This window comes from Bacillus sp. WP8 (assembly GCF_000800825.1).
In the GTDB taxonomy this organism is placed as follows: domain Bacteria; phylum Bacillota; class Bacilli; order Bacillales; family Bacillaceae; genus Bacillus; species Bacillus safensis.
On the sequence record NZ_CP010075.1, the window covers coordinates 1,134,233 to 1,157,704 of the forward strand.

The following is a 23,472-nucleotide window of genomic DNA, read 5'->3' on the forward strand; positions in this document are numbered from 1 at the left end:
AGTGCTGCAAGCTTTTTTTATTTGCGTTTTCTGCCAAGACCCATCGCATTCTCCATTTTTTTCAGCATTTTGTTTGCTGTGCGGTTTGCTTTTTCAGCACCTTCGTCTAGAATACGGTCAAGCTCGTCTGATTCAATGAGTTCATAGTATCGATCTTGAATTGGTTTTAAAGCATCAACGACAACGTTCGCAAGATCTCCTTTAAACTCACCATATCCTTTGCCTTCGTACTTTTGCTCCAGCTCTGCAATCGATTTGTTGCCTAATACAGAATAAATCGTCAGCAAGTTGGCAATTCCAGGCTTGTTCTCTTTGTCATACTTGACGATGCCTTCTGAATCCGTCACAGCACTTTTAATTTTCTTTTCAAGCTGCTTTGGTTCATCTAATAAGGTAATGAAGGATTTTTGGTTTGGATCGGATTTGCTCATTTTTTTCGTTGGATCTGTTAAAGACATAATCCGAGCGCCTTCTTTTGGAATTTTCACTTCAGGCACAGTGAAGATGTCATTGTATTTTCGGTTAAAGCGTTCAGCAAGCGTTCTAGTCAATTCAAGATGCTGCTTTTGGTCTTCTCCAACAGGGACTAAATCAGTACCATATAATAAGATATCGCCAGCCATTAATGGGGGATACGTTAATAGGCCTGAAACAACTGCTTCCTTACCAGCGGATTTGTCCTTGAATTGGGTCATTCTTTCTAATTCTCCAATATAAGCAACACATTGCAGCATCCATCCTGCCTGGGCGTGAGCAGGTACCTCTGATTGGATAAACAATGTCGCCTTCTCTGGATCAAGTCCAACGGCTAAATAAAGAGCTGCTAAGCTTCTAATATTTTGGCGGAGAGCTAATCGGTCCTGACTCACTGTAATCGCATGCTGATCTACGACACAAAAATAGCCATTATAGTCATGCTGCAAATCGACAAATTGCTTCATTGCTCCAATATAGTTCCCTAATGTGACAGAACCGCTCGGCTGAATGCCTGAAAAAATTGTCTTCTTTGTCATACTAAAACCTCTTTTCTTCAATATAAAAAGGCCCACCCGTCACTTTTCAACAGAAAAGGGACGAATGAACCGTGGTACCACCCTTGTTATTTCACATAGAAATCACTCAAGACGTTGATAACGGAGACTGCTCCGTCTAAGCCTACTCACTTATTTAGAAGTGTTCGGTTAGCTGCTCCAAAGCCCATTCCATACATGCCATTATCTGCTCACACCGGCCGCAGACTCTCTGTAAATGGTGAATATATGTACTCTTCTTTTTCATCGCAACAGTATAATTTAATCCATTATAAATAAGCAAAATTCAAATGTCAAAGCCTATATATAATAAATGAAAAGCAAAATAAACATTTCAATTAGTAAGCTAAAACCTATTATTTTCATAGAGGAAAAATTGCTTTGGAATGATGATGATAAATGTTTGTTTAAATCATCGTCAATAGTGCCCTTTTGTTTATTTATTGAATCAAATACCTTTCGAAAGCTGTAAGCTGTTTGATCAAAAAATCCACTTTTTAAAGTGATTAACGATAACCATACTAGCAAAGTGCCCGATGCTAAATAAAAAGTGATGTTAATCATGTTTAAGAGAGAGATGTGCCCATAAAAAATGAAACTTAAAATGAATACAAGACAATTAGAACTAATTAAAAGAATAAAAAATTTGATAACAATCACTCCTGCGCATTAAAACTTTACTGTACTAAAATAGCAATTAAAACGTTTAATTCAAGACTTTCACTATATAAGAAAAACGAAACAAGGAATTAAGCAGTTGTTTTAACAAAATTCTTGATATTAGTTTACAATGAATCATGAAGATTGCCAATTGTATAGACAGGATTACTTCTGATTAGGTATTTAAGATCACAAAATGAAAGGAAAATACCCAATTTGTTTCAATTTTTTAATAAATTTATTAAAAAACAATCGAAATATGAAAATTTTCTTAAAAAAATGAATGCACAATTACTTATTTGCTAGTATAATAGTTCCTGTAGTTCATTTATGAAGGGGAGGTCAACAACTAGATGAAAAAGTCTAAATTTTCACTGCTTTTAGTTTTTTTATTGGTGCTGACTATTTTTGTATCTGCATGTTCAGGTAAACAAAGTAGCGACAAGGGCACTGCATCCAAAGATTCAAAACAAGAGGCTACAATTTTAGAATCACAGGAAATGCCTGCAATGGATACAATCCAAGCAAGTGATACAATTAGTTTCACAACGATGAATAACGTTTTTGAAGGTTTGTATCGATTCAACGATAAAGAAGAATTAGTACCTGGTATGGCGGATGGCGAACCAGTTGCTAACAAAGATAAAACAGTTTATAACATTAAACTGAAAGATGCAAAATGGTCTAATGGTGATCCAGTTAAAGCACAAGACTTCGTTTATGCTTGGCAACGTGCTTTAGATCCAGAACAAAAGTCTGAGTATGGCCCATATATGATGGTTGGTAAAATCAAAAATGCTGATAAGGTCTACAACAAAAAAGCAAAGCCTGACGAACTAGGAATTAAAGCTGTAAGTGATAAAGAATTGCAAATTACACTTGAAAAACCAATTCCTTACTTCCAATCTCTACTTTCATTCCCAACTTTCTATCCAGTGAATGAAAAGTTCGTTAAAGAACAAGGCGATAAATATGCGAAGACTGCAAAAAATCTTGTATACAATGGCCCATATGAACTTTCTTCTTGGGATGGACCACAAGCAACTACTTGGGAATACAAAAAGAATGAAGAATATTGGGACAAAAAGAACGTCTCTATGACAAAACTTACTTTTAAAGTATCTAAAGATCCACAGGCAGCCGTTAACGCATTCGAAGCTGGAGAAGCTGATATTACACCTAAATTATCAACTCCTGCAATCATCTCCCAATACGAAGGTGATAAGCGAATGAAAAGATTACTAGAGCCTACTGTGTTCTGGTTGAAAATGAACCAAGGAAATAAATCTCTAAAGAATGAAAACATTCGTCGTGCAATTGCAACAGCAATTGACAAAGAAGCGTTTGTAAAAGATGTATTGCAGAATGGTTCTGTTGCTGCATACTATCAAATTCCAAAAGACTTTGTACATGATGAAAACGGAAAAGACTTCCGCGATGGAATGCCTAAATACTTAGAAACAAACAAAGACGAAGCTAAGAAACTTTTCGAAAAAGGTCTAAAAGAATTAGGTACGTCTAAAGTAACGCTTAATTACTTAGGTGATGATTCTGAGACAGCTAAAACAATCGGAGCTTTCATTAAAGATCAGCTTGAGAAAACTTTACCTGGCTTAGATATCAATATTCAAAGTGTTCCTTTCGCTACTCGTATTGATCGTGATAAGAAAGAGGATTACGATCTACAGATGGCTGGATGGGGTCCTGATTACCTTGATCCAATCACATTCTCTGACTTGTTTATCACTGGTGGCGGAAACAACCACATGGGATACTCAGATAAGAAATATGATCAGCTGTTAAAAGATGCATCTGGGAAATTAGCTGCTAAACCTGAAGAACGCTGGAAAGCTTTACAAGAAGCTGAAAAAGTATTACTACAAGACGACGCAGCACTTTCACCAATTTATCAGAGAGCAACTAACTATTTGATTAATAATAAAGTTAAAGGGTTTGTCATTCACAAGGTTGGTCCAGAATTCAGCTACAAATGGATGAAAATTGAAGGATAATTAACAATCTTATAGAAAAGAGAGTGTATTCTCTGAATATACTCTCTTTTTCACTGAAAGAAATATGTCGAAATATACAGAAAAGTCAGTTTTATCAGGAGGTGCAAGTATGCTGAAATACTTAATTAGACGGGTTGGCTTCATGGTCGTTACCCTCTTCATCATTGTTTCAATCACTTTTTTCTTAATGAAACTCATTCCGGGTTCTCCTTTTGTTAATGCACAAAAGTTGTCAGAAGCCCAACAAGCTGTACTTAATGCAAAATATGGGCTAGATCAGCCTATCCCAGTTCAATACTTTCATTACTTGATTAATACATTCACTGGGGATTTAGGTGTTTCATTCCAATTCAACAATACCTCCGTAACAGAACTTCTTTCATACCGAGTAGGACCATCTGCTGTCCTAGGCCTTCAAGCGATTATTATAGGAACGATTGTTGGTATCTTCTTGGGAGTAGTTGGAGCTTTAAGGCAGAACACATGGGTGGATTACTCTGCTACTTTCTTGGCAGTTATCGGTAAATCAATACCGAGTTTTGTATTCGCGGGATTACTTCAATACTATATTGCGGTGAAATTGGGGTTATTACCAACTCAATTCTGGAATGGATTCGAGTATACAATCTTGCCTACTATCGCATTAGCAATGTTCCCTATTTCCATTTGTGCACGTTTTATGCGAACAGAAATGGTTGAAGTACTTGAGACAGACTATATTTTGCTGGCAAAGGCAAAAGGGGCAGGCTATTTTGAAATAGCATTTAAGCATGCAATGAGAAATGCTTTAATCCCTGTTGTTACAGTTCTTGGTCCATTAACTGTTAGTTTAATGACGGGATCTCTCGTAATCGAAAAAATCTTCTCAATCCCTGGAATTGGTGAGCAGTTTGTTAAAGCAATTACTGTAAATGACTATCCAGTTATTATGGGAACAACAATTTTATTCGCCGTTCTTTTTGTTGTGGTTGTATTTATTGTCGATATTCTATATGGAATTATCGATCCGAGAATTCGTGTAGCAGGGGGTAACAAATGATGAAACAGCAAGAAGAAAATATTGATAAAAGTCTATTTGAGCCCGCTGGTGTTGATACATTTTCTGCTGAAAAAATTGAGAAACCTAGTCTGAATTATTGGCAAGATGCATGGCTTAGAATCAAAAAGAATAAAGCTGCGGTTGTGAGCTTGGTGATTTTATTTTTAATTGTATTGATGGCTATAGCCGGACCTTTAATTAGTGGTAAAGATTTTAGTACTCAGACAACATCTGAAGCGAACCTACCACCTCGAATCCAAGGATTAGAGCATGTTAGTTTTCTTCCATTTACTGGAGAGAGAACGCTGAAAAATGGTGATGTGGTTAATCCTTATGAACAAAAAGGAATTGATCATTACTACTGGTTCGGTACAGATAATCTTGGGAGAGATCTATTTACACGGGTGTGGAAAGGAACTCAAATCTCACTGCTTATTGCTGTTGTTGCAGCTGTGATCGATTTAATTATTGGTGTTGCTTATGGTGCTATTTCTGGTTATTTTGGCGGGAAAATTGATAATGCGATGCAGCGTGTTTTAGAGGTTCTAATGGGTATTCCAAACTTGATCGTTGTCATATTAATGATTCTCGTCTTAAAGCCAGGGATTATTCCAATTATTATTGCTCTAAGTATTACCGGGTGGATCAGTATGGCCAGGGTTGTACGAGCCCAAGTCATGAAGCTGAAAGAACAGGAATATGTACTAGCCGCTAGAACTTTGGGGTTAAGCAACTTTAAAATTATCTTTAAACACATGTTGCCTAACTTAACAGGTGTGATGATTATTAATACAATGTTCACCATTCCTAGTGCAATTTTCTTCGAAGCTTTCTTAAGCTTTATTGGTTTAGGTCTCCAAGAGCCGCAAGCTTCACTAGGGACGTTAATTGAAGACGGATTTAAATCAATGATCGCTTTCCCATATCAGATGGTTTATCCAGCAATTATCATTAGTGTTATCATGATCGTCTTTAACCTTGTTGCCGACGGTGTGAGAGATGCACTTGATCCAAAAATGAAAGATTAGTACGGGACGGTGATGATGATGAATAAACAAGAAACCATTCTAACAGTAAATGACTTAAATATCTCATTTCACACGTTCGCTGGTGAAGTCAAGGCGATAAGAGGTGTGAATTTTGATCTGAAAAAAGGTGAGACACTTGCCATTGTAGGAGAATCAGGTTCAGGAAAATCAGTTACTTCTAAATCAATCATGGGACTGCTTCCTAAATCTAACTCTGAAGTGAAAAAAGGCGAGATTTTGTTTCAAGATAAAGACTTAACAAAACTTTCTGATAAGCAAATGCAAAAAATACGTGGAAAAGATATTGCAATGGTCTTTCAAGATCCTATGACATCGTTGAATCCTACAATGACAATCGGCAAACAAATTATAGAACCGATCTTAAAACATCAAAATGCTAGTAAAGAAGAGGCTAAAAAAAGAGCGCTTGAATTACTTAGTCTTGTAGGCATCCCAAATCCTGAACAAAGATTTAAACAATATCCTCATCAATTTTCTGGAGGGATGAGACAAAGGGTTGTGGTGGCAATTGCACTTGCTTGTAATCCGAAAATATTAATTGCAGATGAGCCAACTACAGCGTTAGATGTAACAATTCAGGCGCAAATTTTAGAACTGATGAAGGACCTTCAAAAGAAAATTGAAACATCAATTATCTTTATTACGCATGATTTAGGTGTCGTTGCGAATGTAGCAGATCGTGTAGCGGTAATGTATGGTGGTCAAATTGTTGAAATTGGTACAGTTGATGAGATTTTCTATAATCCGAAACACCCTTATACATGGGGTTTATTAAGTTCTATGCCAAGCCTGGATACTAAAGAGGAGAAATTATTTGCAATTCCTGGAACGCCCCCAGATTTGCTAAATCCTCCAAAAGGCGATCCATTTGCCGCTAGAAATCAATATGCAATGAAAATTGATTTTGAAAAGCAACCGCCTTTATATCAAGTGTCAGAAACGCATTATGCAGCGACATGGCTATTACACCCAAATGCACCTAAAGTAGAACCTCCTGAATCCATTAAGCAAAGGATGCTACAATTTAAAGCGCAAAAAGGGGGGGATCACATTGAGTGAAAAAGATGTTATTTTACAAGTGAAAAATCTTAAACAATATTTTAATGTGGGCAAACCAAATGAAGTAAAAGCTGTTGATGATGTTAGTTTTGACATATATAGAGGAGAAACATTGGGGCTAGTAGGTGAGTCTGGCTGTGGAAAATCAACTACGGGCAGAACCATTATTCGGTTATATAATGCAACAGGTGGAGAGGTTATTTTTAATGGACAGAATGTTCATGATAAAAAATCGACCACTGATCTTAAGCAATTTAATCGTAAGATGCAAATGATTTTTCAGGATCCATATGCTTCTCTCAATCCAAGAATGAAAGTTGAGGATATCATTGCAGAGGGCATCGACATTCATGGTCTTGCGAAAACAAAACAGGCGCGTAAAGAGCGTGTGTATCAATTACTTGAAACTGTTGGATTGAACAAAGAGCATGCGAACAGATACCCGCATGAATTCTCAGGCGGTCAAAGACAGCGTATTGGAATTGCACGTGCATTAGCAGTAGAGCCTGATTTCATCATCGCCGATGAACCAATCTCTGCATTAGACGTGTCGATCCAAGCGCAGGTCGTCAACTTATTGAAAGAGCTTCAAGAGGAAAAAGGTTTAACGTACTTATTCATTGCTCATGACCTGTCCATGGTAAAATACATCAGCGATCGTATCGGCGTGATGTATTTCGGAAAATTGGTTGAGCTGGCACCAGCGAATGAATTATACGAAAACCCGCTTCATCCATACACAAAATCATTGTTGTCTGCGATTCCGCTTCCAGATCCTGATTATGAGCGTAATCGTAAACGAATCAAGTATGATCCATCTGTTCACAAAGGAACAAACACCGAGTTCCGTGAAGTAAAGCCAGGTCACTTTGTGAGCTGCACAGAGGAAGAATTCAAAGAACTTCAGGCGAAACAATCATAAGAAGAGAGAAGCACTGCTAATGCAGTGCTTCTTTTTTTATTTTACAAAAAAACAAGATGATGGTAATTTTTAGTTAAGTACAAGCAGATACCGGAGGAAATCAAATGTCCAATTGGAAAACCTATCGTTATTCATTGCTTCATGTTCTCATTGTATTCATACTATTTTCAACGTCTTTTTTCAGGAAACCAAACGGAGGAAAGTGGATGCTCTTGTTTATGGTGCTCATTGGGATTGTGTCTTTTTCAGTGGAATATATGCTTAACCAAAAGACAAGGGGTCAGAAGCAAGAAACACGGCGTGTAAAATATCTTTATTTCATCATGTTGCAAATCACGATGACACTGATCTTGTTTGTCTGTATTCAACTCGTCATGAATCGTTCGTTATAAAACTTTTTTTACGTTAATTGAAAAAAAGTGAAACTACTGAAGACCTTGCTGCGTCTTACTAGTACAGGCGTTTAAATAGCAGGAAATCGGGAATATCTAAGGAAGTGGTTCTTAACTATAGCATAAGGAGCAGATCCATGAATTGGTATGAAAAGCTCAGTGAATACTTCCCGATAGAAGAAATGAAGTCAAAAGAGCATATGGAAGCTTTATTAAAGGAAAGAAGTGATATTTATCATAAGGAGGAAGGACCTCATCATGTGATGATGTATGCCGAATTTGATTCTTTCATCTTTATTGATTATTTATTTGTTTCCAAAGATGCAAGAGGTGAAGGCCTCGGATCAAAGCTGATCCATAAGCTGAAGGAAAAAAAGAAACCGATCTTGCTTGAAGTCGAGCCTGTAGATGAAGATGATGCAGATACTGCAAAACGCCTAAAGTTTTACCAAAGAGAGCACTTCAAGCATGCAGAATCAATTGGTTATAAACGCAGGTCACTTGCAACAAATGAAGTGAACCGCATGGAAATTCTTTATTGGTCGCCTCTTACAAACCATGAGGAAGAGATCATGGAAGCTATGAGGAAGACCTATGAACGAATCCATACGTATAAAGATGAAGAATGGTATGGACAATCGTATGAGGATGTTGATGATGTATTGAAGATCATTGAAAATAGAAAGCAAAAAAATATTTTCGATCATCTCGACTAAATGAGAATGTTCTGACATCAAGCAGCACCACAAAATGAATAAAATTGTCTAGTTTTTGTCACAAAAATTGCAAGAAAATCTGTTCACACTTACTTTTTTATAGTATAATCACTATAAAGATTACTTATTTAGAACAATTTTAATTTAAGAATACAGATCAATATTCATTCTACAAATTGAGGAGTGAAGATTTATGGTAACATTATACACATCACCAAGTTGTACATCATGTAGAAAAGCAAGAGCGTGGTTAGAAGAGCACAATATCCCGTATCAAGAGAGAAACATTTTTTCTGAGCCTCTTTCAATCGATGAAATCAAAGAAATTCTTCGAATGACAGAAGACGGTACAGACGAAATTATCTCAACACGTTCAAAAGTATTCCAAAAACTAAATGTCAATGTTGAGACAATGCCGCTTCAACAATTGTATAAACTAATCAATGAGCATCCAGGTCTTTTACGTCGTCCAATTATCTTGGATGAAAAAAGATTACAAGTTGGGTACAATGAAGATGAAATTAGACGTTTCTTGCCAAGAACCGTTCGTACATTCCAACTTAGAGAAGCTCAGCGACTTGCTAACTAATATAAACACGAAAAGCTGCCGATCATTTGGCAGCTTTTTTTATTTGGTTTCAGCCGTTTGCTCGTAAAAGAGGCCCGCTAATATGACCACTATGACGGTTAAGAACGGAAGCAACAATTCAAGCGTGGCATGCTGTGACATAAATTCAGTCAATTTCACATCACGTACAATCATTTCTCCGCCAGTAAAGGCTAAAAGCGCACTTCCTCCGTATAAAAGAAACGGAAATTTGGTCAAAGCTGCATGAATCAGCTTGCTTCCCCAAATAATAATCGGTACTGAAATCATGAGGCCAAAAGCGGTCAGAAGCATGTTGCCTTTTGCCGCACCTGCAACTGCGATGACATTATCAAGTGACATAAAGAGGTCGGCAATCACAATGGTTTGCACCGCACGCCAAAGGGAGCCGCTGCTCTTAATCCGAATCGATTCCTTCTTTTGTTCAATTAACAGATTGTATCCTATATAAAGGAGAAAAAGACCGCCAATAAACTGCAAATAAGGGATAGTCAATAAATAAACGGCGGCACCAGTCATTGTAATTCTCATCAGCACGGCTAAAAGTGTGCCGATCCAAATGGCTTTATTGCGTTTATCATGTGATAAATTTCGACTGGCCATTGCAATGATGAGCGCATTATCTCCGCCTAAAATCAGGTCTATGCCAATAATCATCAGTAAGGATACGATCCACTCTGTTTCCATCCATTTCACCTCATGTCCCAAATAGAGCTCGTACAACCAATATATGAAGACAATTCAAATATATGTTTCTGCAAGTTTTCTCTGCAAAAAATGCGTTTTTATTTCTTTTATTCATGTTTTATCATAAAATAGACAGTACGAAGCAATACCTCAATTCTTTAAACGGTTAACATGTAGACGTAACGGGTAAAGTGTAGTAAAGTACTATTAATTGGGAGCTTGTATGTCCCTTCAACATCTTATATAGAAGGGAAGGTTGGCAAAATGGAAATCGAAAGAATAAATGAACATACAGTCAAATTTTATATTTCCTACGGTGATATTGAAGATCGCGGATTTGACCGTGAAGAGATTTGGTATAATCGTGAGCGCAGTGAAGAGCTGTTTTGGGAAGTAATGGACGAAGTGCACGAAGAAGAAGAATTTGCAGTAGAGGGACCGCTTTGGATTCAAGTACAGGCACTTGACAAAGGTCTTGAAATTGTCGTGACAAAAGCCCAACTTTCTAAAGATGGACAAAAGCTCGAATTGCCGATTCCAGAAGATAAAAAAGATCAAACAGATGAAGAAAGCTTAGACGCACTGCTTGATGATTTTCATAAAGAAGAGCAAGATCAAGAAGACCATAATGAGAAGGACAAAAAACTTCAACTTCAATTCGTGTTGAAAATGGATGATTTTGAAGATTTGATTGCACTTTCTCAATTAAATATGCAGGATTTTACCACAAGTTTATATTCGTTTGAAAACCGTTATTATCTATATGTTGACTTCCACGAGGATTTGTCAGATGAGCAAGTGGAGAATAAGCTCAGCATTTTGCTTGAATATGCTCATGAATCAGTTGTCAGCATCTACAGACTGAAAGAATACGGTCAGCTGATTATCGAAGGGAATGCCCTTGAAACGATTCAACAGCACTTCTCGTAACTACAAAAAGTCGATTTCTATAGAGGAATCGGCTTTTTTATCTGAATGAATAGGTAAATAAAGAGATTGGCAAGGAGAAAATGAAATGAGAAATTTAGTCAAAGTTCTATTTTTTCTAATCATTACGATAGGTGCTTATTTAATCGTCCAATTGATTGTCGGTGATTTAGCGGTAAGTGTATTAAGTTCAGTCAGTGTTCTATTTACTTTATCGATTATTTTCATCGGATTTGTTATTTTCTTGGAGAACCGGAATCCGTCTCACACGATTACATGGCTTGTCCTGCTGGGCAGCTTTCCGTTATTCGGCTTTTTGTTCTACATTTTCTTTGGACGCAATATCAAAAAGCGCCGGCTGTTTGAAAAGAAAGCGGTATTGGATGAGCAGTTAATCCAGGAAGATGAACGTATTCATAGAGAAGCAATTGAAAAAATGACGCATATGGGTTATCATCAGCAGCTCTTATTTAAGCTGGCCCACAGACTTGGACATACTCCTATTACATATCGCACGTCCTCTAAAGTCTTAACCAATGGTGAAGAAACATTCTCTCATATTTTTGAAGAGATCAAAAAAGCAACACATCACATTCATTTAGAATATTACATTCTCCGCCACGATGACCTTGGCCAAGAATTAAAGGACATTCTAATTGAAAAAGCGAAAAATGGCGTGATTGTCCGCTTTTTATATGACGATGTAGGAAGCTTAAAGCTTTCTCGTCAATATATTGCTGACCTAGAAAAGGCTGGCGTTCAGATCGTTCCATTTTTACCAGTAAGGCTCCCCCTTTTAAATAATAAAATTAACTTCCGAAATCATAGAAAAATTGTTGTTATTGATGGAGAAGTGGGGTTTGTCGGCGGGCTTAATATCGGAGACGAATACATGGGCAGAAGCAGACAATATGGATTCTGGCGTGATACACATCTGATGATTAAGGGCGAAGCTGTTCGTGACCTCCAACAGATTTTCATGCAGGATTGGTATTATATGACGAATGAAAGATGCTCAGGTGTGGACTATTTCAAAGATTTCAGTCACCTTGAGAGTACAACAGAAGGCGTACAAATGATTGCTGGCGGGCCTGACAAGCAGTGGGAGGTTATTAAAAATCTCTTTTTCTCTATGATCATCTCTGCTAAAAAGTCCATCTGGATCGCTTCACCGTATTTTGTCCCGGATGATGATATTTTGTCCGCATTGAAAATTGCCGCATTGAGCGGAGTAGATGTCCGGATTATTGCTCCAAAGAATCCAGATAAACGGATTGTGTTCCATGCGTCTCGTTCATACTTCCCAGAGCTTCTTGATGCAGGGGCGAAGGTGTACGAGTATGATCAAGGCTTTATGCATAGTAAATTTATTATTGTGGATAGCGAGCTGGCTTCGATAGGAACAGCAAACATGGATATGAGAAGCTTTCATTTGAACTTTGAAGTGAATGCCTTCCTCTATAAAACGAAAAGCACAGAGAAGCTTGTCAACGATTTCTTAGGTGATTTAGAGCAGTCACATGAAATTGTGTCAGAAGAGTTCGCAAAGAGACCTTTGAGGGTCAGACTGTTTGAATCAACTGCAAGATTATTATCACCACTTTTATAAAGATTGTATTTTCCCTCTTTTCTATAAGGGGGATTTTTTATTTTACGGAAGTTATGATCAGTAAAATCATTTTTTGACACGGTAAAAATTCATTTTCCCTTTTCGCTTTCTTATAGACGAACAAGCTATAATACGGGCATCAAAGAGCGAGGGGCGAACTGAATGAATGCAGCAATGATGGATAACGGTAAGCTTATCCGAATTACACATCATCTATCGAAAAGCCGGCTGGAGCATGTAAGAACGACGTGCAAATTTTATTGTCCTGAATGTAGGGAGGAGGTGCAATTAAAGCTAGGGGAGCATCGTGTCTATCATTTTGCGCATAAACAGCTGACAGCATGTTCGTTAGCCTCAGGCGAAACAGCTTATCATCAGGCGGGAAAGGAAGCCATTATGAATTGGCTGAAGCGGCTTGGACATATACCTGCGCTGGAAAAGTATATGTCAAAGGTTCATCAGCGTCCTGATGTGACCGTCACTATAGGAAATGAAACCTATGCAATCGAATTTCAATGTGCTAATATTTCCCGGCAGGAGCTGCGCAGAAGAACAGCAGGTCTCCGTGAAGCAGGTCTCTTTCCAATATGGATGATAGGGGCAAATCGTTTGAAACGAAAATCTGCCCAGCTTTTTTCTTTCTCCTCCATTCATTGGGGAATTTTAAGGGAATCAGAGAAAAGGCGGTTGATTTTTTTCTGCCCGCTTCAAAATAAGTTCATCCATCTTGATCAATTTCTCGTGTTTCAACCAACGAAAATATGTGCGGCAATGACTGTCAGATCACCTTCCGCATACAGCGAAATTCCTGCACTCCTATCTCCGCCCTCAAGCAAGTGTCAAGTAAACCAACAATGGCTTAAATGTATACAGCAATTTAGGCAGCGTCCTCCTCGCATTTTATCAAATGAAAGCAAACGTTTGAGAGATGTTTTTTATGAGCATCATCAAACGGCATTCCCTTTTTTGCCGACTGCATTATTTATCCCGGTGCAAGAAGCGTATATCTTTACAAGTCCCGTATATGTTTGGCAAGGTTGCCTCTATGATTGGATGATGAGGAAAAAGGGAAGCAGGCGAGTAACGATTCAACAGCTCATGAAAGAAATCAACCGGTGTGTGCAGATGAAAGAAGTGAAACTCCGATATAGTGATGTGTCAAGAGAAGAAATAAAAGGGGTGGTCACTGCATATGTAAAGGCGCTTGTAAGACAAGGGTTTTTACATATGACGAAAGAGGGTAATTATGAAGTATCGTCGAATCAAATGCCAATACAAACACTTGATGAAGTGCTAAAACGAGATGCTTTCTTATTTCATTAGCATGTTTCATGACCACTTTGATCATGATAAGAAAAAGGTGGTGCTGCTATTGAATCGAAAGAAACGCTTTTTTCTCATTTTTTTAGTCTGTTTGGTATTTATTTCTGCATATGATTTGACAAATATAGTTCAAAACAAAGAAGATAAATACAACACCAATTTCTTTCACTTTCCGAAAGGTTGGTTCAACACAACTCATGCAAGGGGGATTCATATGACTTCACAAAACAAAAACAATCATCTACCAGACAGAAGCGAAGTAAAAGAAGAAAACAAATGGCGCCTTGAAGATATTTTTGAAAGCGTCGATGCATGGAACAAGGAATTCGAAGCGGTCAAAAAAGAAATTCCGAAGCTGGCACAATTTAAAGGCAAGCTGGCCCATTCTGCTGATGTCCTGTATGAAGCCCTAACCTTTCAGGATCAACTTTCTGAAAAGCTTGGCAAGCTTTATACATATGCGCACATGAAATACGATGAAGATACAACGAACTCATCCTTTCAGGCGTTAAATGATAAAGCCTCGAATCTATTTACACAGCTATCTAGTACATCTGCTTATATTGTTCCAGAGATTTTATCAATTCAAGAAGATAAATTGCAGCAATTTATTCTGGAAAAAGAAGAATTAAAACTGTATTCTCATGCTCTCGAAGAAATTAATAAAGAGCGTCCACATATTTTAAGTGAGGAACAAGAAGCTTTATTAGCTGGGGCCTCTGAACCACTTTCATCTGCATCTACTACTTTTAGTATGTTTAACAACGCCGATATTTCGTTCCCTTCTGTAAAGGATGAGAATGGGGAGGAAAAGAAAATTACCCACGGCAACTTTATTACATTTTTAAATAGTGATGATCGTGAAGTGAGAAAGAATGCCTTTAAAGCTGTGTATAAAACGTATGATCAGTATAAGAACACACTTGCTTCTACACTAAGCGGTTCAATTAAAAAGGATAATTTTTATGCAAAAGTACGAAATTACAAATCGGCAAGAGAAGCAGCACTATCACGAAACAGCATCCCAGAAGAAGTGTATGACAATCTAATTGATACAGTTCATCAATATTTACCGTTGTTACACCGCTATATTGAATTACGCAAAAAGGTATTAAAGCTTGATGAAGTGCACAATTACGACTTGTATACACCACTTGTGAAAGATGCTGGCATGAAGCTCACCTACGATGAAGCAAAGGATTATATGCTGAAAGGGTTAGCGCCATTAGGAGAAGAATATGTGTCCGTGTTAAAAGAAGGACTCGAAAATCGCTGGGTAGACGTTTATGAGAATAAAGGGAAACGAAGCGGTGCTTATTCATCAGGAAGCTATGGTACAAATCCATATATCCTCATGAACTGGCAGAATAACATTGATAATTTGTTTACGCTGGCTCATGAATTTGGGCACTCTGTACACAGCTACTACACGAGAAAACACCAGCCATATCCGTATGGAAACTATAGCATCTTTGTAGCTGAAGTGGCTTCCACTACAAATGAAGCGTTATTAGGCGAATACCTGCTTAATCATTTAGACGATAAAAAACAGCGCCTGTATGTATTAAACCACTTGTTAGAAGGATTTAGAGGAACAGTATTCAGACAAACGATGTTTGCTGAGTTTGAGCATCTTATTCATGTGAAAGCACAAGAAGGAGAGGCTTTAACGCCAGAATTTATGACGAACCTTTATTATGACCTGAACAAGAAGTATTTTGGTGACGGCATGGTGGTTGATAAGGAAATTGGATTAGAGTGGACGAGAATTCCTCATTTCTATTACAACTATTATGTGTATCAATACGCGACAGGCTATAGTGCGGCGCAGGCATTAAGCAAGCAAATCTTACAAGAAGGAAAACCAGCGGTAGAGCGCTATACAGATTTCCTTAAAGCAGGAAGCTCTGATTATCCAATCAATGTGCTGAAAAAAGCTGGTGTTGATATGGCTTCTAAAGAACCAATTGAAGCAGCATGCCAATTGTTTGAAGAAAAACTAAAAGAAATGGAAGAGCTCATCTCTAAAACAGGTGAGTAATGAAAAGACTTCTGTCAGACGTGTGAGTGCCAGCTCATCTTTTGACAGGAGTTTTTTTCTCATAAAAAAGACCTCTTCAGATGGAGAGGCCAATCCTTTTAAATGATCAACCTTTAAAACCTCTAAAGGTCTTACGATGATTCATTCGATAAAGCGTAAAAAGAATTGCAGCAAATAAAAGTGGAGACGTCAAATAAAGAGGAAGCATTTTCATTAAGCCTAATATATTTAAAAAGAAACATAAGCCAATGGCAACAAGTCCAATAGTTGTGCTGCGCATGCAGATCCCCCCATTTTTTTGTTACTTTTACTATATGAAAGTGACAACCCTCTTATGTTTTGTGACAAAAATATGAACATATAGTATATCTGTTGTCATAAGTCGACAAAATTTGATATACTACAGATGTGAAATTAATCACATACAAACATTACCCCTTTGTTTGACCGTGAAAAATTTCTCCCATCCCCTTTGTTGTCGTTAAGACATAGTGAAACCGCGCTTATCCCGGCGCGGTTTCTTCGTGTCTATAAACGGAACAAATGTTCCTTTTTGGAGTAAAGAAAAACATGGGTCAGCACCCATGTTCATTTTCACAGCGATAGACATCAAGATCTGTATGGTTGTCATTCTCTTTATAGCGCCAAAACATTTCTTGCTGCACTTGTACACGTTCTACCTTTTGAGCGAAAGCCAGCTTCTTCATTTCTCGTTCAACTTCTTCAAGCGTCAGATCATAAACAACGGCTATCTCTTTTGCGGATGCAAATTGAAAGTATGCAATAAACCATTCAATTGGAGGCCGTTCAGATGGTGTTGGTTTTTCACCAATCATTTCAAAAAGGATTTCCTCGTATATATCATAAGAGTAGGCACCTGAAATTTTTAATCCTTCATCTCCATTTACGGTATTAAAAAAGGCGAAGGTCGGAAGCTCAGATACGTCCATTTCAGCTGCAATTTTCATATCACATTGCAGTGCTTTCACCGCACTTTGAGAATGAATGTCGCGCTGGAATTCCTCGATGTCCAGACCAGCACTTTTTGCATTTTCTATCAGCACCTGCTCACTTGTGACATCTTGCTGATGGCAAAAAAGCGATTCTTGAATGAGACGCAAAAATTTCATTCCGCATTTTCTTCCTTGAAGCTCCGCTGCTTTTAATGCGAGTGAGGCGAGGTAGGGTGATGTCACAATTTGTTCAGACAGCATTTGTTCTTTTTTGGTCTGCGTTTTAGTGGCAAATTTCCCCCATGCTTCAGTCAGTAAATGTTTCTTTCTTTTCCGATTCAATGCATTAATACTAGAACTTGTTACTGTTCGTAAAGTGAAAAAACGGCCATATTTCATTTTCAATTTTTTAATGGATGGCTCTAATAACCAGCAGTCTGGGCTTAGCGGATCAATGAATACATAGATTTCAATCGGCTTTTGAGGATGTCCGTGACAGTGTGAGAAATATTGATCGTGCGAATTGCAGCTCAAAATCGTCCATCCTTTTCAGGTGTTTGGTTGACCATATGACGAGCCGTCAGAGAAAGCCGTTCAAATAAAAAGTCACGAATATCGCCGGTTAGTCCTACTTGATCCATTGCATCCTCCATGCATTCAAGCCATGCGTCCGCCCGCTCCTCAGTAATCGGAAAAGGGAGATGTCTCGCCCGCAGCATTGGGTGGCCATGCTCCTCTGTATAGAGCGGTGGTCCGCCTAAATATTGCGTTAAAAACTGTTTTTGTTTTCTTGCTGTTTCTTTTAAGTCATCCGGGAAAATAGGATGAAGCAAAGGATGACACTTTACATTTTCATAAAAAGTATCAACAAGTTGCGATAGAAGTTCCTCTCCAACCGCTTCGTAAGGTGCGTTAAACGATTGTACCATGTTGACTACTCCTTTTACTCGTAGTTAATAGGATGACTCACCCTATTGCGCATTTCATTTATTTCAAAAGTGATATTCAGTTTGTTCTATTTTATTGTTTCTATTCTTGTACTTATTTTAACAACCTCATCTCAATTCCACAAACAAACAGCTTTGGTCTGCTCGAAATAAAGAGTGGGGCGGGTTCCGTGATCAATTGACCATATCATAACACATTCAGTCAAAAAAGGGGGAAAAGCGACATACAAAAAACCGAAGAGGTTATTCTCTTCGGTTTAAGCGAAATATTGAGCTGTGATTTTCTTTACATAATTTTGTGTTTCTTTAAATGGAGGGATGCCCCCGTATTTATCTACATTTCCTGAACCTGCATTATAGGCAGCTAAGGCGAGTGAGATATTTCCGTTATATTTCTGAAGCATTTGTTTTATATACTTCGTTCCGCCTTCAATGTTTTGGGCAGCATCAAAGGCATTGTTGACGCCAAGTGACTTAGCCGTAGATGGCATGAGCTGCATGAGACCAAGCGCACCTGCATGGCTGACAGCATTCGTGCGATAGCCGGATTCCTGCTTGATGACTGCGTGAATCAGCTTTTCGGGAACGCCATGCTTTTGAGCCATTTGTGACACGATTTGATTAATCTCTTTTGATGATGAGCCGCTGGAGACAGCCTTTTGAAGCGGCGGTGTGTAGCTGTTGTTTAAGACATTTCCAATGCCATTCGCTGTATTTAATTGATTGTCATTTGCATATAAAGATTGAGCCTCAAGCTGATCACTGCCGGCAATCGCAGATAAATATGGGTTTGTACGCGCATATTGCGTGTTCGGAGCCGTTGATGGGTCCGTGCCCATAAAAGCAGAAATGGATAGCGGGAGACGTGATAATTCTGATCCGCCTAAAAAATCTTGCAGCAGCGATTGAAATGAAGCTTGGGCATTTGATTCTTGACCGGCAGACATTTGCGTTTGTGCTGGATCTGTTTGTAACGTTTTAAGCGCTTGAAGCTGCATAAAGGATTGAAGTTGATTAACGTTCATCATGTTCCTCCTTCAAGGAATTCATCTATTCTGTGATTTCATTTTTTCTTCATAAAAACGAACGACTTTGTTTTTCGTGTTTCGTACTGGGATATGAAATTTGCGGAGCAATGCGGAGAAAGCGGCTTGTCCGATTTCCAGGTCGCTCACTTCAAATTCAAGTTCATAGTCCTCTACTGTTAAATATCGGCTGTGATCCAAAACAATTAAGCCTTCTTGGATCATTTTTTCTGCTCTTGACGTTTCAAGTGAACCAAAGTACACAATTTGATCCTTTTGAATGTTCAGGTGGTCTAATCTGTCCGCAACTTCACCTTCTGGCAGCTCAAAATCGTTAAGTTGTGATGGGGGAGCGATCGTTTGGTGGGTTTCAAGCAAGCCTATCTCGTGCGGTTCCTTTAATGTGAGCACCCATTGACCGTTTTTTTCTCTCATTCTTAATGCAGCCAATTGAGATTTTATATCAAATTGAGGTGTATCAAAATAATAGTTGGTTTGCGTGTGGAAATCCGCATCCTTCAATTGAAAATGCAGTTTCAGCTGTTCAAATTCTTCTTTCATTAATAATTGTTTTAGTTCTATTTCAATTTCCTGTGCCATTTTGACATCAACCTTTCATTTAGAGGAAATATGATTATTGTACATGAAGTGTGTTCACCATGTAAAAGACTGTTTTATTCTCTTTATTTTCTTTAGGTGTGGACCAAAATGAATGAAGAATCGTGTGAAAGAATCATTTAAAAGAGAAAAACAGGATTTTCTCCAAAAGTTCGGTTTATCAATATTGAACTTGATATGATAAAATAAAGCTGTACTTTGTTGTAAAGGAGATCATGATGCAAAACAGAATTGAAATCACAGAAGCAACTTTAAAAGAAGACAGGCTGATTTTGACAATCCAGTCAGAAGAGCAAATCCAAAAAGCAAAAGCATCAGGACAAATGCTTGTTGATTCTGATCACTTTGCGTTCGTTTACATACTTGAAACCGAGGAGTCCTTTTCGTATCTTATTTTAGGGGAACATACATGGGCTCCATTAAAAGAAGCAATGAATCGTGACATCCCTGTCTATTTGGCATCGGATGAATATTCGCTGGAACTCATTCAGCTTCAACAGGAATTACATTATTTAATCGACAATATTAAAGACAATGCCAATTACGGAGATATGGAAGAGAAAGTGAAAAGCACATTCCTCTGAAATAATTAGGTATATGGAATTGGGGGAAGTTTCATGGACAAAAAACAATGGGATCAATTCCTCGCACCGTATAAACAAGCAGTCGAAGAATTAAAAGTGAAACTAAAAGGCATTCGAAAGCTGTATGAATTCGAGGATGACCATTCACCAGTAGAATTTGTCACAGGCCGAGTGAAACCCGTTGCCAGCATATTAGAAAAGGCAAAGCGTAAAAACATCCCGATGCATGAGATTGAAACGATGCAGGATATTGCTGGGCTTCGCATTATGTGCCAGTTTGTAGAAGATATACAAGTCGTGAAAAAAATGCTCCAGTCACGTAAAGATTTTGTGGTTGTAGATAAACGCGACTATATTGCAGAACATAAAGAAAGCGGATACCGCTCTTACCACCTTGTTGTGTTATATCCGCTGCAAACGATCAACGGAGAGAAGCAGCTCCTTGTCGAAATCCAAATTCGTACGCTTGCGATGAACTTTTGGGCGACCATTGAGCATTCTCTGAATTATAAATATAGCGGGAATATCCCGGAGAAGGTTAAGCTGCGCCTTCAAAGAGCATCTGAGGCAGCATCTCGTCTCGATGAAGAGATGTCCGAAATTAGAGGGGAAATTCAAGAAGCACAAGTGGCATTTTCCCGGAAAAAGAAAAACGACAGCTGAGCCAGTTTGATCAAATATGATGCTGCCCTCTCATAGCAGCAAGGTGAAAAAGGAGAAGAATTCATGAAATTTGCAGTTTCTTCAAAAGGGAATTCTGTATCTGACACGCTCAAAAGTAAAATTCAGACCTACTTATTGGATTTTGGCATGGAACTAAATGAAGAGGAACCGGATCTTGTCATTACGGTTGGTGGAGACGGCACCCTTCTTTATGCCTTTCACCGCTACAGCAACCGTCTGAATGAAACAGCCTTTGTCGGTGTTCATACAGGTCATCTTGGCTTCTATGCTGACTGGGTGCCGAGTGAGATTGAAAAACTCGTCTTAGCCATTGCGAAAACGCCTTATCATATTGTGGAATATCCGATCTTAGAGGTCATTGTCAGATACAACGACGGCGGCAGAGAAGAGAAATATTTAGCAATGAATGAATGTACGATTAAAAGCATGGAAGGGACACTTGTGGCAGATGTTGAAATCAGAGGCCAGCTGTTTGAAACATTCAGAGGTGACGGCCTTTGTTTGTCTACTCCATCAGGCAGTACGGCCTATAATAAGGCACTTGGAGGCGCCATTATTCATCCTTCCATTAGAGCCATTCAGCTGGCAGAAATGGCTTCAATCAACAACAGAGTGTTTCGGACGGTCGGTTCACCGCTTATTTTGCCTGACCACCATACTTGTGTGATTAAGCCGAGGAATGATGTCGATTTTCAGGTGACGATTGATCATTTGACGCTGCTTCATAAAGACGTCAAATCCATTCAATGCCGGGTGGCAGATGAGAATGTCCGTTTTGCTAGATTTAGACCGTTTCCGTTTTGGAAAAGGGTGCAAGATTCCTTTATCGGAAAAGGAGAATAAGAAAGAGGTTGTTCTCGCTGGAATACTTTACGTTAAACAAAACCATGACAGCCAAAGAAGAAGGGCTGTTTTTAAAGGAATATTTAATTGATCTTGGTATTTCGAAAAGAATGCTGACGGATATTAAGTTTGATGGCGGTGACCTCCTCATTAATGGAGAGCATGTTACCGTGAGATATGAGCTGCATGAAGGGGACAGGCTCACCATTTTATTTCCCGAGGAAAAAGTGAGTGAAGGGCTGAAGCCTGCACCGATTCCGCTTGATATTATATTTGAGGACGAGCATGTCCTTGTGCTGAATAAAAGGCCGTATATTCCTTCGATCCCTTCTCGGGAGCACCCCGAGCACAGTATTGCGAATGGATTACTGCACCATTATGCCAAGCAGTCTGTTCGGCATACGGTTCATTTAGTGAACCGTCTTGATCGTGATACATCTGGCGTTATGCTTGTGGCGAAGCATCGTTTTGCCCATAGCCTTTTATCTAAGGCACAAAAGAGTGGAGCGGTTAAGCGAACATACAGAGCGTTTACACATGGCATGATCACAGAAAAACATGGAACCATCGCTGCAAAAATTGCCCGAAAAGGGGATAGTATCATCGAGCGGATGGTTGATGATACTGGGCAGGAGGCAGTGACGCATTATACCGTGCGAGCAGTAATCGCTGAGTTAAATATGTCGGATGTGTCTCTCTCGCTTGAAACCGGGAGAACACATCAAATTCGTGTGCATATGCAATTTCTTGGGCATCCGCTCATCGGAGATACGCTGTATGGCGGAAGGGCCGAGCGGATAGACAGGCAGGCACTGCATAGTGAAACCCTTGTGTTTCCTCATCCGATGACAGGTGAGCAAATGACATTTTCAGCTCCGCTTCCTGATGATATGAAATCCTTGCTTTTTAATTAGAGAAACCCGGTCACCTGCATCGCAGGGCCGGGTTTTTTTATAATGTGAAATGCTGAAATCTTGAATCGTCATAAGGCATAGATGAGGGAACGGAGACCGTTTTAAGCTCAGGGTATGTGAGGGCAGACAGTTTGTTGCCAAATACACAGCCTGTATCAATATTGACGGTTCTGCCAACGAATCGAGGTTCTTTCACAGGTGTATGGCCGTACACAATCCACGGTTTTCCGTGATATTCCTTTGCCCAGTCCTTGCGAACAGGCCGTCCATCTGGCCATGTTTCTCCTGTGACGGCACCAAATAATAAGTAGGACCGCATCTGTTTATTCGGCTTTTTTCCAATATCCTTTTCCTTCATCGCTGCGTGTGCAATGATCAGCTCATCAGGAATGAGTACATCATAAAGCGGAGCCTTCTCAAATAACTGCTTAAATTCATGTGACAATTTGTTTTGTTCATGAGTTGGCAGTTTTTTTATTTCGTTCACTGTCGTTTCGATGCCATGAAGCAATTTGACGGGATTTCCTTTTAAATAACGATAAAGCTTAAAGCAATGGTTGCCAGGTACATATCGGATTGCGCCTTGTGAATAGGCATGAATGACAAATCGCATGACGTCTACTGACTGAGGCCCTCGATCTGTTAAATCGCCAACAAGGGCCAGCGTTCTCTTATCAGGATGGACGGGTAATCCATGTTTGAGTTCGTATCCTAGTTTGTGTATGAGGGTAAGCAGCTCTTCGTAGCAGCCGTGGATATCGCCAATGATATCGAATTTCATAAGGTTTCCTCCTGATTTTTTTCATCCATTCGTCGGATATAAAGAAGTT

The 23,472-nt window shown here is 38.9% G+C and carries 25 protein-coding genes and 1 other annotated feature; of the genes, 16 read left to right on the plus strand and 9 right to left on the minus strand.

Annotation, left to right across the window (positions count from 1 at the left end; genetic code table 11):
* Positions 1–17: 17 nt before the first annotated feature.
* Both trpS and QR42_RS18885 read right to left on the minus strand, forming a co-directional pair.
* A complete protein-coding gene (trpS, locus tag QR42_RS05520; protein ID WP_039177813.1) occupies positions 18–1,013 on the minus strand; it encodes a tryptophan--tRNA ligase in 996 nt (331 codons plus the stop codon).
* A 53-nt stretch (positions 1,014–1,066) separates the two neighbouring features.
* Positions 1,067–1,287 (minus strand) — a binding site (T-box leader).
* A gap of 44 nt (positions 1,288–1,331) precedes the next feature.
* Positions 1,332–1,595, minus strand: a complete 264-nt coding sequence (locus QR42_RS18885) for a DUF3899 domain-containing protein (protein WP_235354791.1) — start codon at positions 1,593–1,595, stop codon at positions 1,332–1,334.
* Between the two features lie 449 nt (positions 1,596–2,044).
* Here QR42_RS18885 and QR42_RS05525 point away from each other — a divergent pair, with 449 nt between their 5' ends.
* From QR42_RS05525 to spxA, 8 genes are all read left to right on the plus strand, one after another.
* Positions 2,045–3,703, plus strand: a complete 1,659-nt coding sequence (locus QR42_RS05525) for a peptide ABC transporter substrate-binding protein (protein ID WP_039177814.1) — start codon at positions 2,045–2,047, stop codon at positions 3,701–3,703.
* A gap of 109 nt (positions 3,704–3,812) precedes the next feature.
* Complete coding sequence (gene opp3b / locus QR42_RS05530) at positions 3,813–4,742, plus strand: oligopeptide ABC transporter permease (RefSeq protein ID WP_039177817.1); 930 nt, start codon at positions 3,813–3,815, stop codon at positions 4,740–4,742.
* A complete protein-coding gene (gene opp3C, locus QR42_RS05535; RefSeq protein WP_039183054.1) occupies positions 4,742–5,770 on the plus strand; it encodes an oligopeptide ABC transporter permease in 1,029 nt (342 codons plus the stop codon). The genes opp3b and opp3C overlap by 1 nt, the downstream gene beginning before the upstream one ends.
* 18 nt (positions 5,771–5,788) lie before the next feature.
* Positions 5,789–6,850, plus strand: a complete 1,062-nt coding sequence (locus tag QR42_RS05540; RefSeq protein ID WP_039183056.1) for an ABC transporter ATP-binding protein — start codon at positions 5,789–5,791, stop codon at positions 6,848–6,850.
* 10 nt (positions 6,851–6,860) lie between these two features.
* Positions 6,861–7,772 (plus strand): ABC transporter ATP-binding protein, encoded by a 912-nt coding sequence (locus tag QR42_RS05545; RefSeq protein WP_370880877.1) that lies wholly within the window; start codon positions 6,861–6,863, stop codon positions 7,770–7,772.
* A gap of 104 nt (positions 7,773–7,876) precedes the next feature.
* Positions 7,877–8,164 (plus strand): hypothetical protein, encoded by a 288-nt coding sequence (locus tag QR42_RS05550; RefSeq protein WP_039177820.1) that lies wholly within the window; start codon positions 7,877–7,879, stop codon positions 8,162–8,164.
* 137 nt (positions 8,165–8,301) lie between these two features.
* A complete protein-coding gene (locus QR42_RS05555; RefSeq protein WP_024425040.1) occupies positions 8,302–8,880 on the plus strand; it encodes a GNAT family N-acetyltransferase in 579 nt (192 codons plus the stop codon).
* Positions 8,881–9,073: 193 nt separating this feature from the next.
* Complete coding sequence (spxA, locus tag QR42_RS05560; RefSeq protein WP_003211421.1) at positions 9,074–9,469, plus strand: transcriptional regulator SpxA; 396 nt, start codon at positions 9,074–9,076, stop codon at positions 9,467–9,469.
* A gap of 39 nt (positions 9,470–9,508) precedes the next feature.
* On the opposite strand, the gene QR42_RS05565 is transcribed toward spxA, so the two are convergent.
* Positions 9,509–10,174, minus strand: a complete 666-nt coding sequence (locus QR42_RS05565) for a TerC family protein (protein WP_039177823.1) — start codon at positions 10,172–10,174, stop codon at positions 9,509–9,511.
* A gap of 264 nt (positions 10,175–10,438) precedes the next feature.
* Between QR42_RS05565 and mecA the strand changes: the two genes are divergently transcribed.
* The 4 genes from mecA to pepF all read left to right on the plus strand — a co-directional run bounded on the left by mecA (position 10,439) and on the right by pepF (position 16,074).
* Complete coding sequence (gene mecA, locus QR42_RS05570) at positions 10,439–11,104, plus strand: adaptor protein MecA (protein ID WP_024425038.1); 666 nt, start codon at positions 10,439–10,441, stop codon at positions 11,102–11,104.
* A gap of 85 nt (positions 11,105–11,189) precedes the next feature.
* Complete coding sequence (gene cls, locus QR42_RS05575) at positions 11,190–12,710, plus strand: cardiolipin synthase (protein ID WP_039177825.1); 1,521 nt, start codon at positions 11,190–11,192, stop codon at positions 12,708–12,710.
* 162 nt (positions 12,711–12,872) lie between these two features.
* Positions 12,873–14,033 carry a competence protein CoiA gene (locus QR42_RS05580; protein WP_039177827.1) on the plus strand — a complete coding sequence of 387 codons (1,161 nt, stop codon included), beginning with the start codon at positions 12,873–12,875 and terminating at the stop codon, positions 14,031–14,033.
* Between the two features lie 214 nt (positions 14,034–14,247).
* Positions 14,248–16,074, plus strand: a complete 1,827-nt coding sequence (gene pepF / locus QR42_RS05585) for an oligoendopeptidase F (protein WP_326996191.1) — start codon at positions 14,248–14,250, stop codon at positions 16,072–16,074.
* A 106-nt stretch (positions 16,075–16,180) separates the two neighbouring features.
* Here pepF and QR42_RS19405 read toward each other — a convergent pair whose 3' ends face one another.
* The 5 genes from QR42_RS19405 to QR42_RS05610 all read right to left on the minus strand — a co-directional run bounded on the left by QR42_RS19405 (position 16,181) and on the right by QR42_RS05610 (position 19,599).
* Complete coding sequence (locus QR42_RS19405; protein ID WP_039177829.1) at positions 16,181–16,354, minus strand: hypothetical protein; 174 nt, start codon at positions 16,352–16,354, stop codon at positions 16,181–16,183.
* A gap of 295 nt (positions 16,355–16,649) precedes the next feature.
* Positions 16,650–17,561, minus strand: a complete 912-nt coding sequence (locus QR42_RS05595) for a ClpXP adapter SpxH family protein (protein WP_039177830.1) — start codon at positions 17,559–17,561, stop codon at positions 16,650–16,652.
* Positions 17,558–17,956 (minus strand): globin domain-containing protein, encoded by a 399-nt coding sequence (locus tag QR42_RS05600; RefSeq protein ID WP_039177831.1) that lies wholly within the window; start codon positions 17,954–17,956, stop codon positions 17,558–17,560. The genes QR42_RS05595 and QR42_RS05600 overlap by 4 nt, the downstream gene beginning before the upstream one ends.
* Before the next feature lie 275 nt (positions 17,957–18,231).
* Positions 18,232–18,999, minus strand: a complete 768-nt coding sequence (locus QR42_RS05605; protein ID WP_039177832.1) for a lytic transglycosylase domain-containing protein — start codon at positions 18,997–18,999, stop codon at positions 18,232–18,234.
* A gap of 21 nt (positions 19,000–19,020) precedes the next feature.
* On the minus strand, positions 19,021–19,599 hold the full coding sequence (locus tag QR42_RS05610) for a CYTH domain-containing protein (RefSeq protein ID WP_039177833.1): 579 nt from the start codon (positions 19,597–19,599) through the stop codon (positions 19,021–19,023).
* 236 nt (positions 19,600–19,835) lie between these two features.
* Here QR42_RS05610 and QR42_RS05615 point away from each other — a divergent pair, with 236 nt between their 5' ends.
* The 4 genes from QR42_RS05615 to QR42_RS05630 all read left to right on the plus strand — a co-directional run bounded on the left by QR42_RS05615 (position 19,836) and on the right by QR42_RS05630 (position 22,642).
* Positions 19,836–20,201 carry a UPF0738 family protein gene (locus QR42_RS05615; protein ID WP_024425029.1) on the plus strand — a complete coding sequence of 122 codons (366 nt, stop codon included), beginning with the start codon at positions 19,836–19,838 and terminating at the stop codon, positions 20,199–20,201.
* A 33-nt stretch (positions 20,202–20,234) separates the two neighbouring features.
* Positions 20,235–20,864 (plus strand): GTP diphosphokinase, encoded by a 630-nt coding sequence (locus QR42_RS05620; RefSeq protein WP_039177834.1) that lies wholly within the window; start codon positions 20,235–20,237, stop codon positions 20,862–20,864.
* 63 nt (positions 20,865–20,927) lie between these two features.
* A complete protein-coding gene (locus tag QR42_RS05625; protein ID WP_039177835.1) occupies positions 20,928–21,728 on the plus strand; it encodes an NAD kinase in 801 nt (266 codons plus the stop codon).
* Between the two features lie 17 nt (positions 21,729–21,745).
* The gene (locus tag QR42_RS05630) at positions 21,746–22,642 is read left to right on the plus strand and encodes an RluA family pseudouridine synthase (protein WP_039183058.1); all 897 of its coding nucleotides are present in this window, start codon (positions 21,746–21,748) and stop codon (positions 22,640–22,642) included.
* Positions 22,643–22,679: 37 nt separating this feature from the next.
* Here the strand turns inward: QR42_RS05630 and prpE are convergent, their stop codons facing one another.
* Complete coding sequence (gene prpE, locus QR42_RS05635; RefSeq protein WP_039177836.1) at positions 22,680–23,423, minus strand: bis(5'-nucleosyl)-tetraphosphatase PrpE; 744 nt, start codon at positions 23,421–23,423, stop codon at positions 22,680–22,682.
* Positions 23,424–23,472: the final 49 nt, after the last annotated feature.

What these genes read in the sequence shown, in the direction of transcription:
- spxA (WP_003211421.1), top strand. Translation starts at nt 9,074, where the DNA reads ATGGTAACATTATACACATCACCAAGTTGTACATCATGTAGAAAAGCA.
- QR42_RS05605 (WP_039177832.1), bottom strand. Translation starts at nt 18,999, where the DNA reads ATGAACGTTAATCAACTTCAATCCTTTATGCAGCTTCAAGCGCTTAAA.
- prpE (WP_039177836.1), bottom strand. Translation starts at nt 23,423, where the DNA reads ATGAAATTCGATATCATTGGCGATATCCACGGCTGCTACGAAGAGCTG.
- opp3b (WP_039177817.1), top strand. Translation starts at nt 3,813, where the DNA reads ATGCTGAAATACTTAATTAGACGGGTTGGCTTCATGGTCGTTACCCTC.
- QR42_RS05600 (WP_039177831.1), bottom strand. Translation starts at nt 17,956, where the DNA reads ATGGTACAATCGTTTAACGCACCTTACGAAGCGGTTGGAGAGGAACTT.
- QR42_RS05610 (WP_039177833.1), bottom strand. Translation starts at nt 19,599, where the DNA reads ATGGCACAGGAAATTGAAATAGAACTAAAACAATTATTAATGAAAGAA.
- QR42_RS05620 (WP_039177834.1), top strand. Translation starts at nt 20,235, where the DNA reads ATGGACAAAAAACAATGGGATCAATTCCTCGCACCGTATAAACAAGCA.
- pepF (WP_326996191.1), top strand. Translation starts at nt 14,248, where the DNA reads ATGACTTCACAAAACAAAAACAATCATCTACCAGACAGAAGCGAAGTA.
- QR42_RS05615 (WP_024425029.1), top strand. Translation starts at nt 19,836, where the DNA reads ATGCAAAACAGAATTGAAATCACAGAAGCAACTTTAAAAGAAGACAGG.
- QR42_RS19405 (WP_039177829.1), bottom strand. Translation starts at nt 16,354, where the DNA reads ATGCGCAGCACAACTATTGGACTTGTTGCCATTGGCTTATGTTTCTTT.
- QR42_RS18885 (WP_235354791.1), bottom strand. Translation starts at nt 1,595, where the DNA reads ATGATTAACATCACTTTTTATTTAGCATCGGGCACTTTGCTAGTATGG.
- QR42_RS05550 (WP_039177820.1), top strand. Translation starts at nt 7,877, where the DNA reads ATGTCCAATTGGAAAACCTATCGTTATTCATTGCTTCATGTTCTCATT.
- QR42_RS05565 (WP_039177823.1), bottom strand. Translation starts at nt 10,174, where the DNA reads ATGGAAACAGAGTGGATCGTATCCTTACTGATGATTATTGGCATAGAC.
- QR42_RS05555 (WP_024425040.1), top strand. Translation starts at nt 8,302, where the DNA reads ATGAATTGGTATGAAAAGCTCAGTGAATACTTCCCGATAGAAGAAATG.
- QR42_RS05625 (WP_039177835.1), top strand. Translation starts at nt 20,928, where the DNA reads ATGAAATTTGCAGTTTCTTCAAAAGGGAATTCTGTATCTGACACGCTC.
- trpS (WP_039177813.1), bottom strand. Translation starts at nt 1,013, where the DNA reads ATGACAAAGAAGACAATTTTTTCAGGCATTCAGCCGAGCGGTTCTGTC.
- QR42_RS05525 (WP_039177814.1), top strand. Translation starts at nt 2,045, where the DNA reads ATGAAAAAGTCTAAATTTTCACTGCTTTTAGTTTTTTTATTGGTGCTG.
- opp3C (WP_039183054.1), top strand. Translation starts at nt 4,742, where the DNA reads ATGAAACAGCAAGAAGAAAATATTGATAAAAGTCTATTTGAGCCCGCT.
- QR42_RS05540 (WP_039183056.1), top strand. Translation starts at nt 5,789, where the DNA reads ATGAATAAACAAGAAACCATTCTAACAGTAAATGACTTAAATATCTCA.
- mecA (WP_024425038.1), top strand. Translation starts at nt 10,439, where the DNA reads ATGGAAATCGAAAGAATAAATGAACATACAGTCAAATTTTATATTTCC.
- QR42_RS05580 (WP_039177827.1), top strand. Translation starts at nt 12,873, where the DNA reads ATGAATGCAGCAATGATGGATAACGGTAAGCTTATCCGAATTACACAT.
- cls (WP_039177825.1), top strand. Translation starts at nt 11,190, where the DNA reads ATGAGAAATTTAGTCAAAGTTCTATTTTTTCTAATCATTACGATAGGT.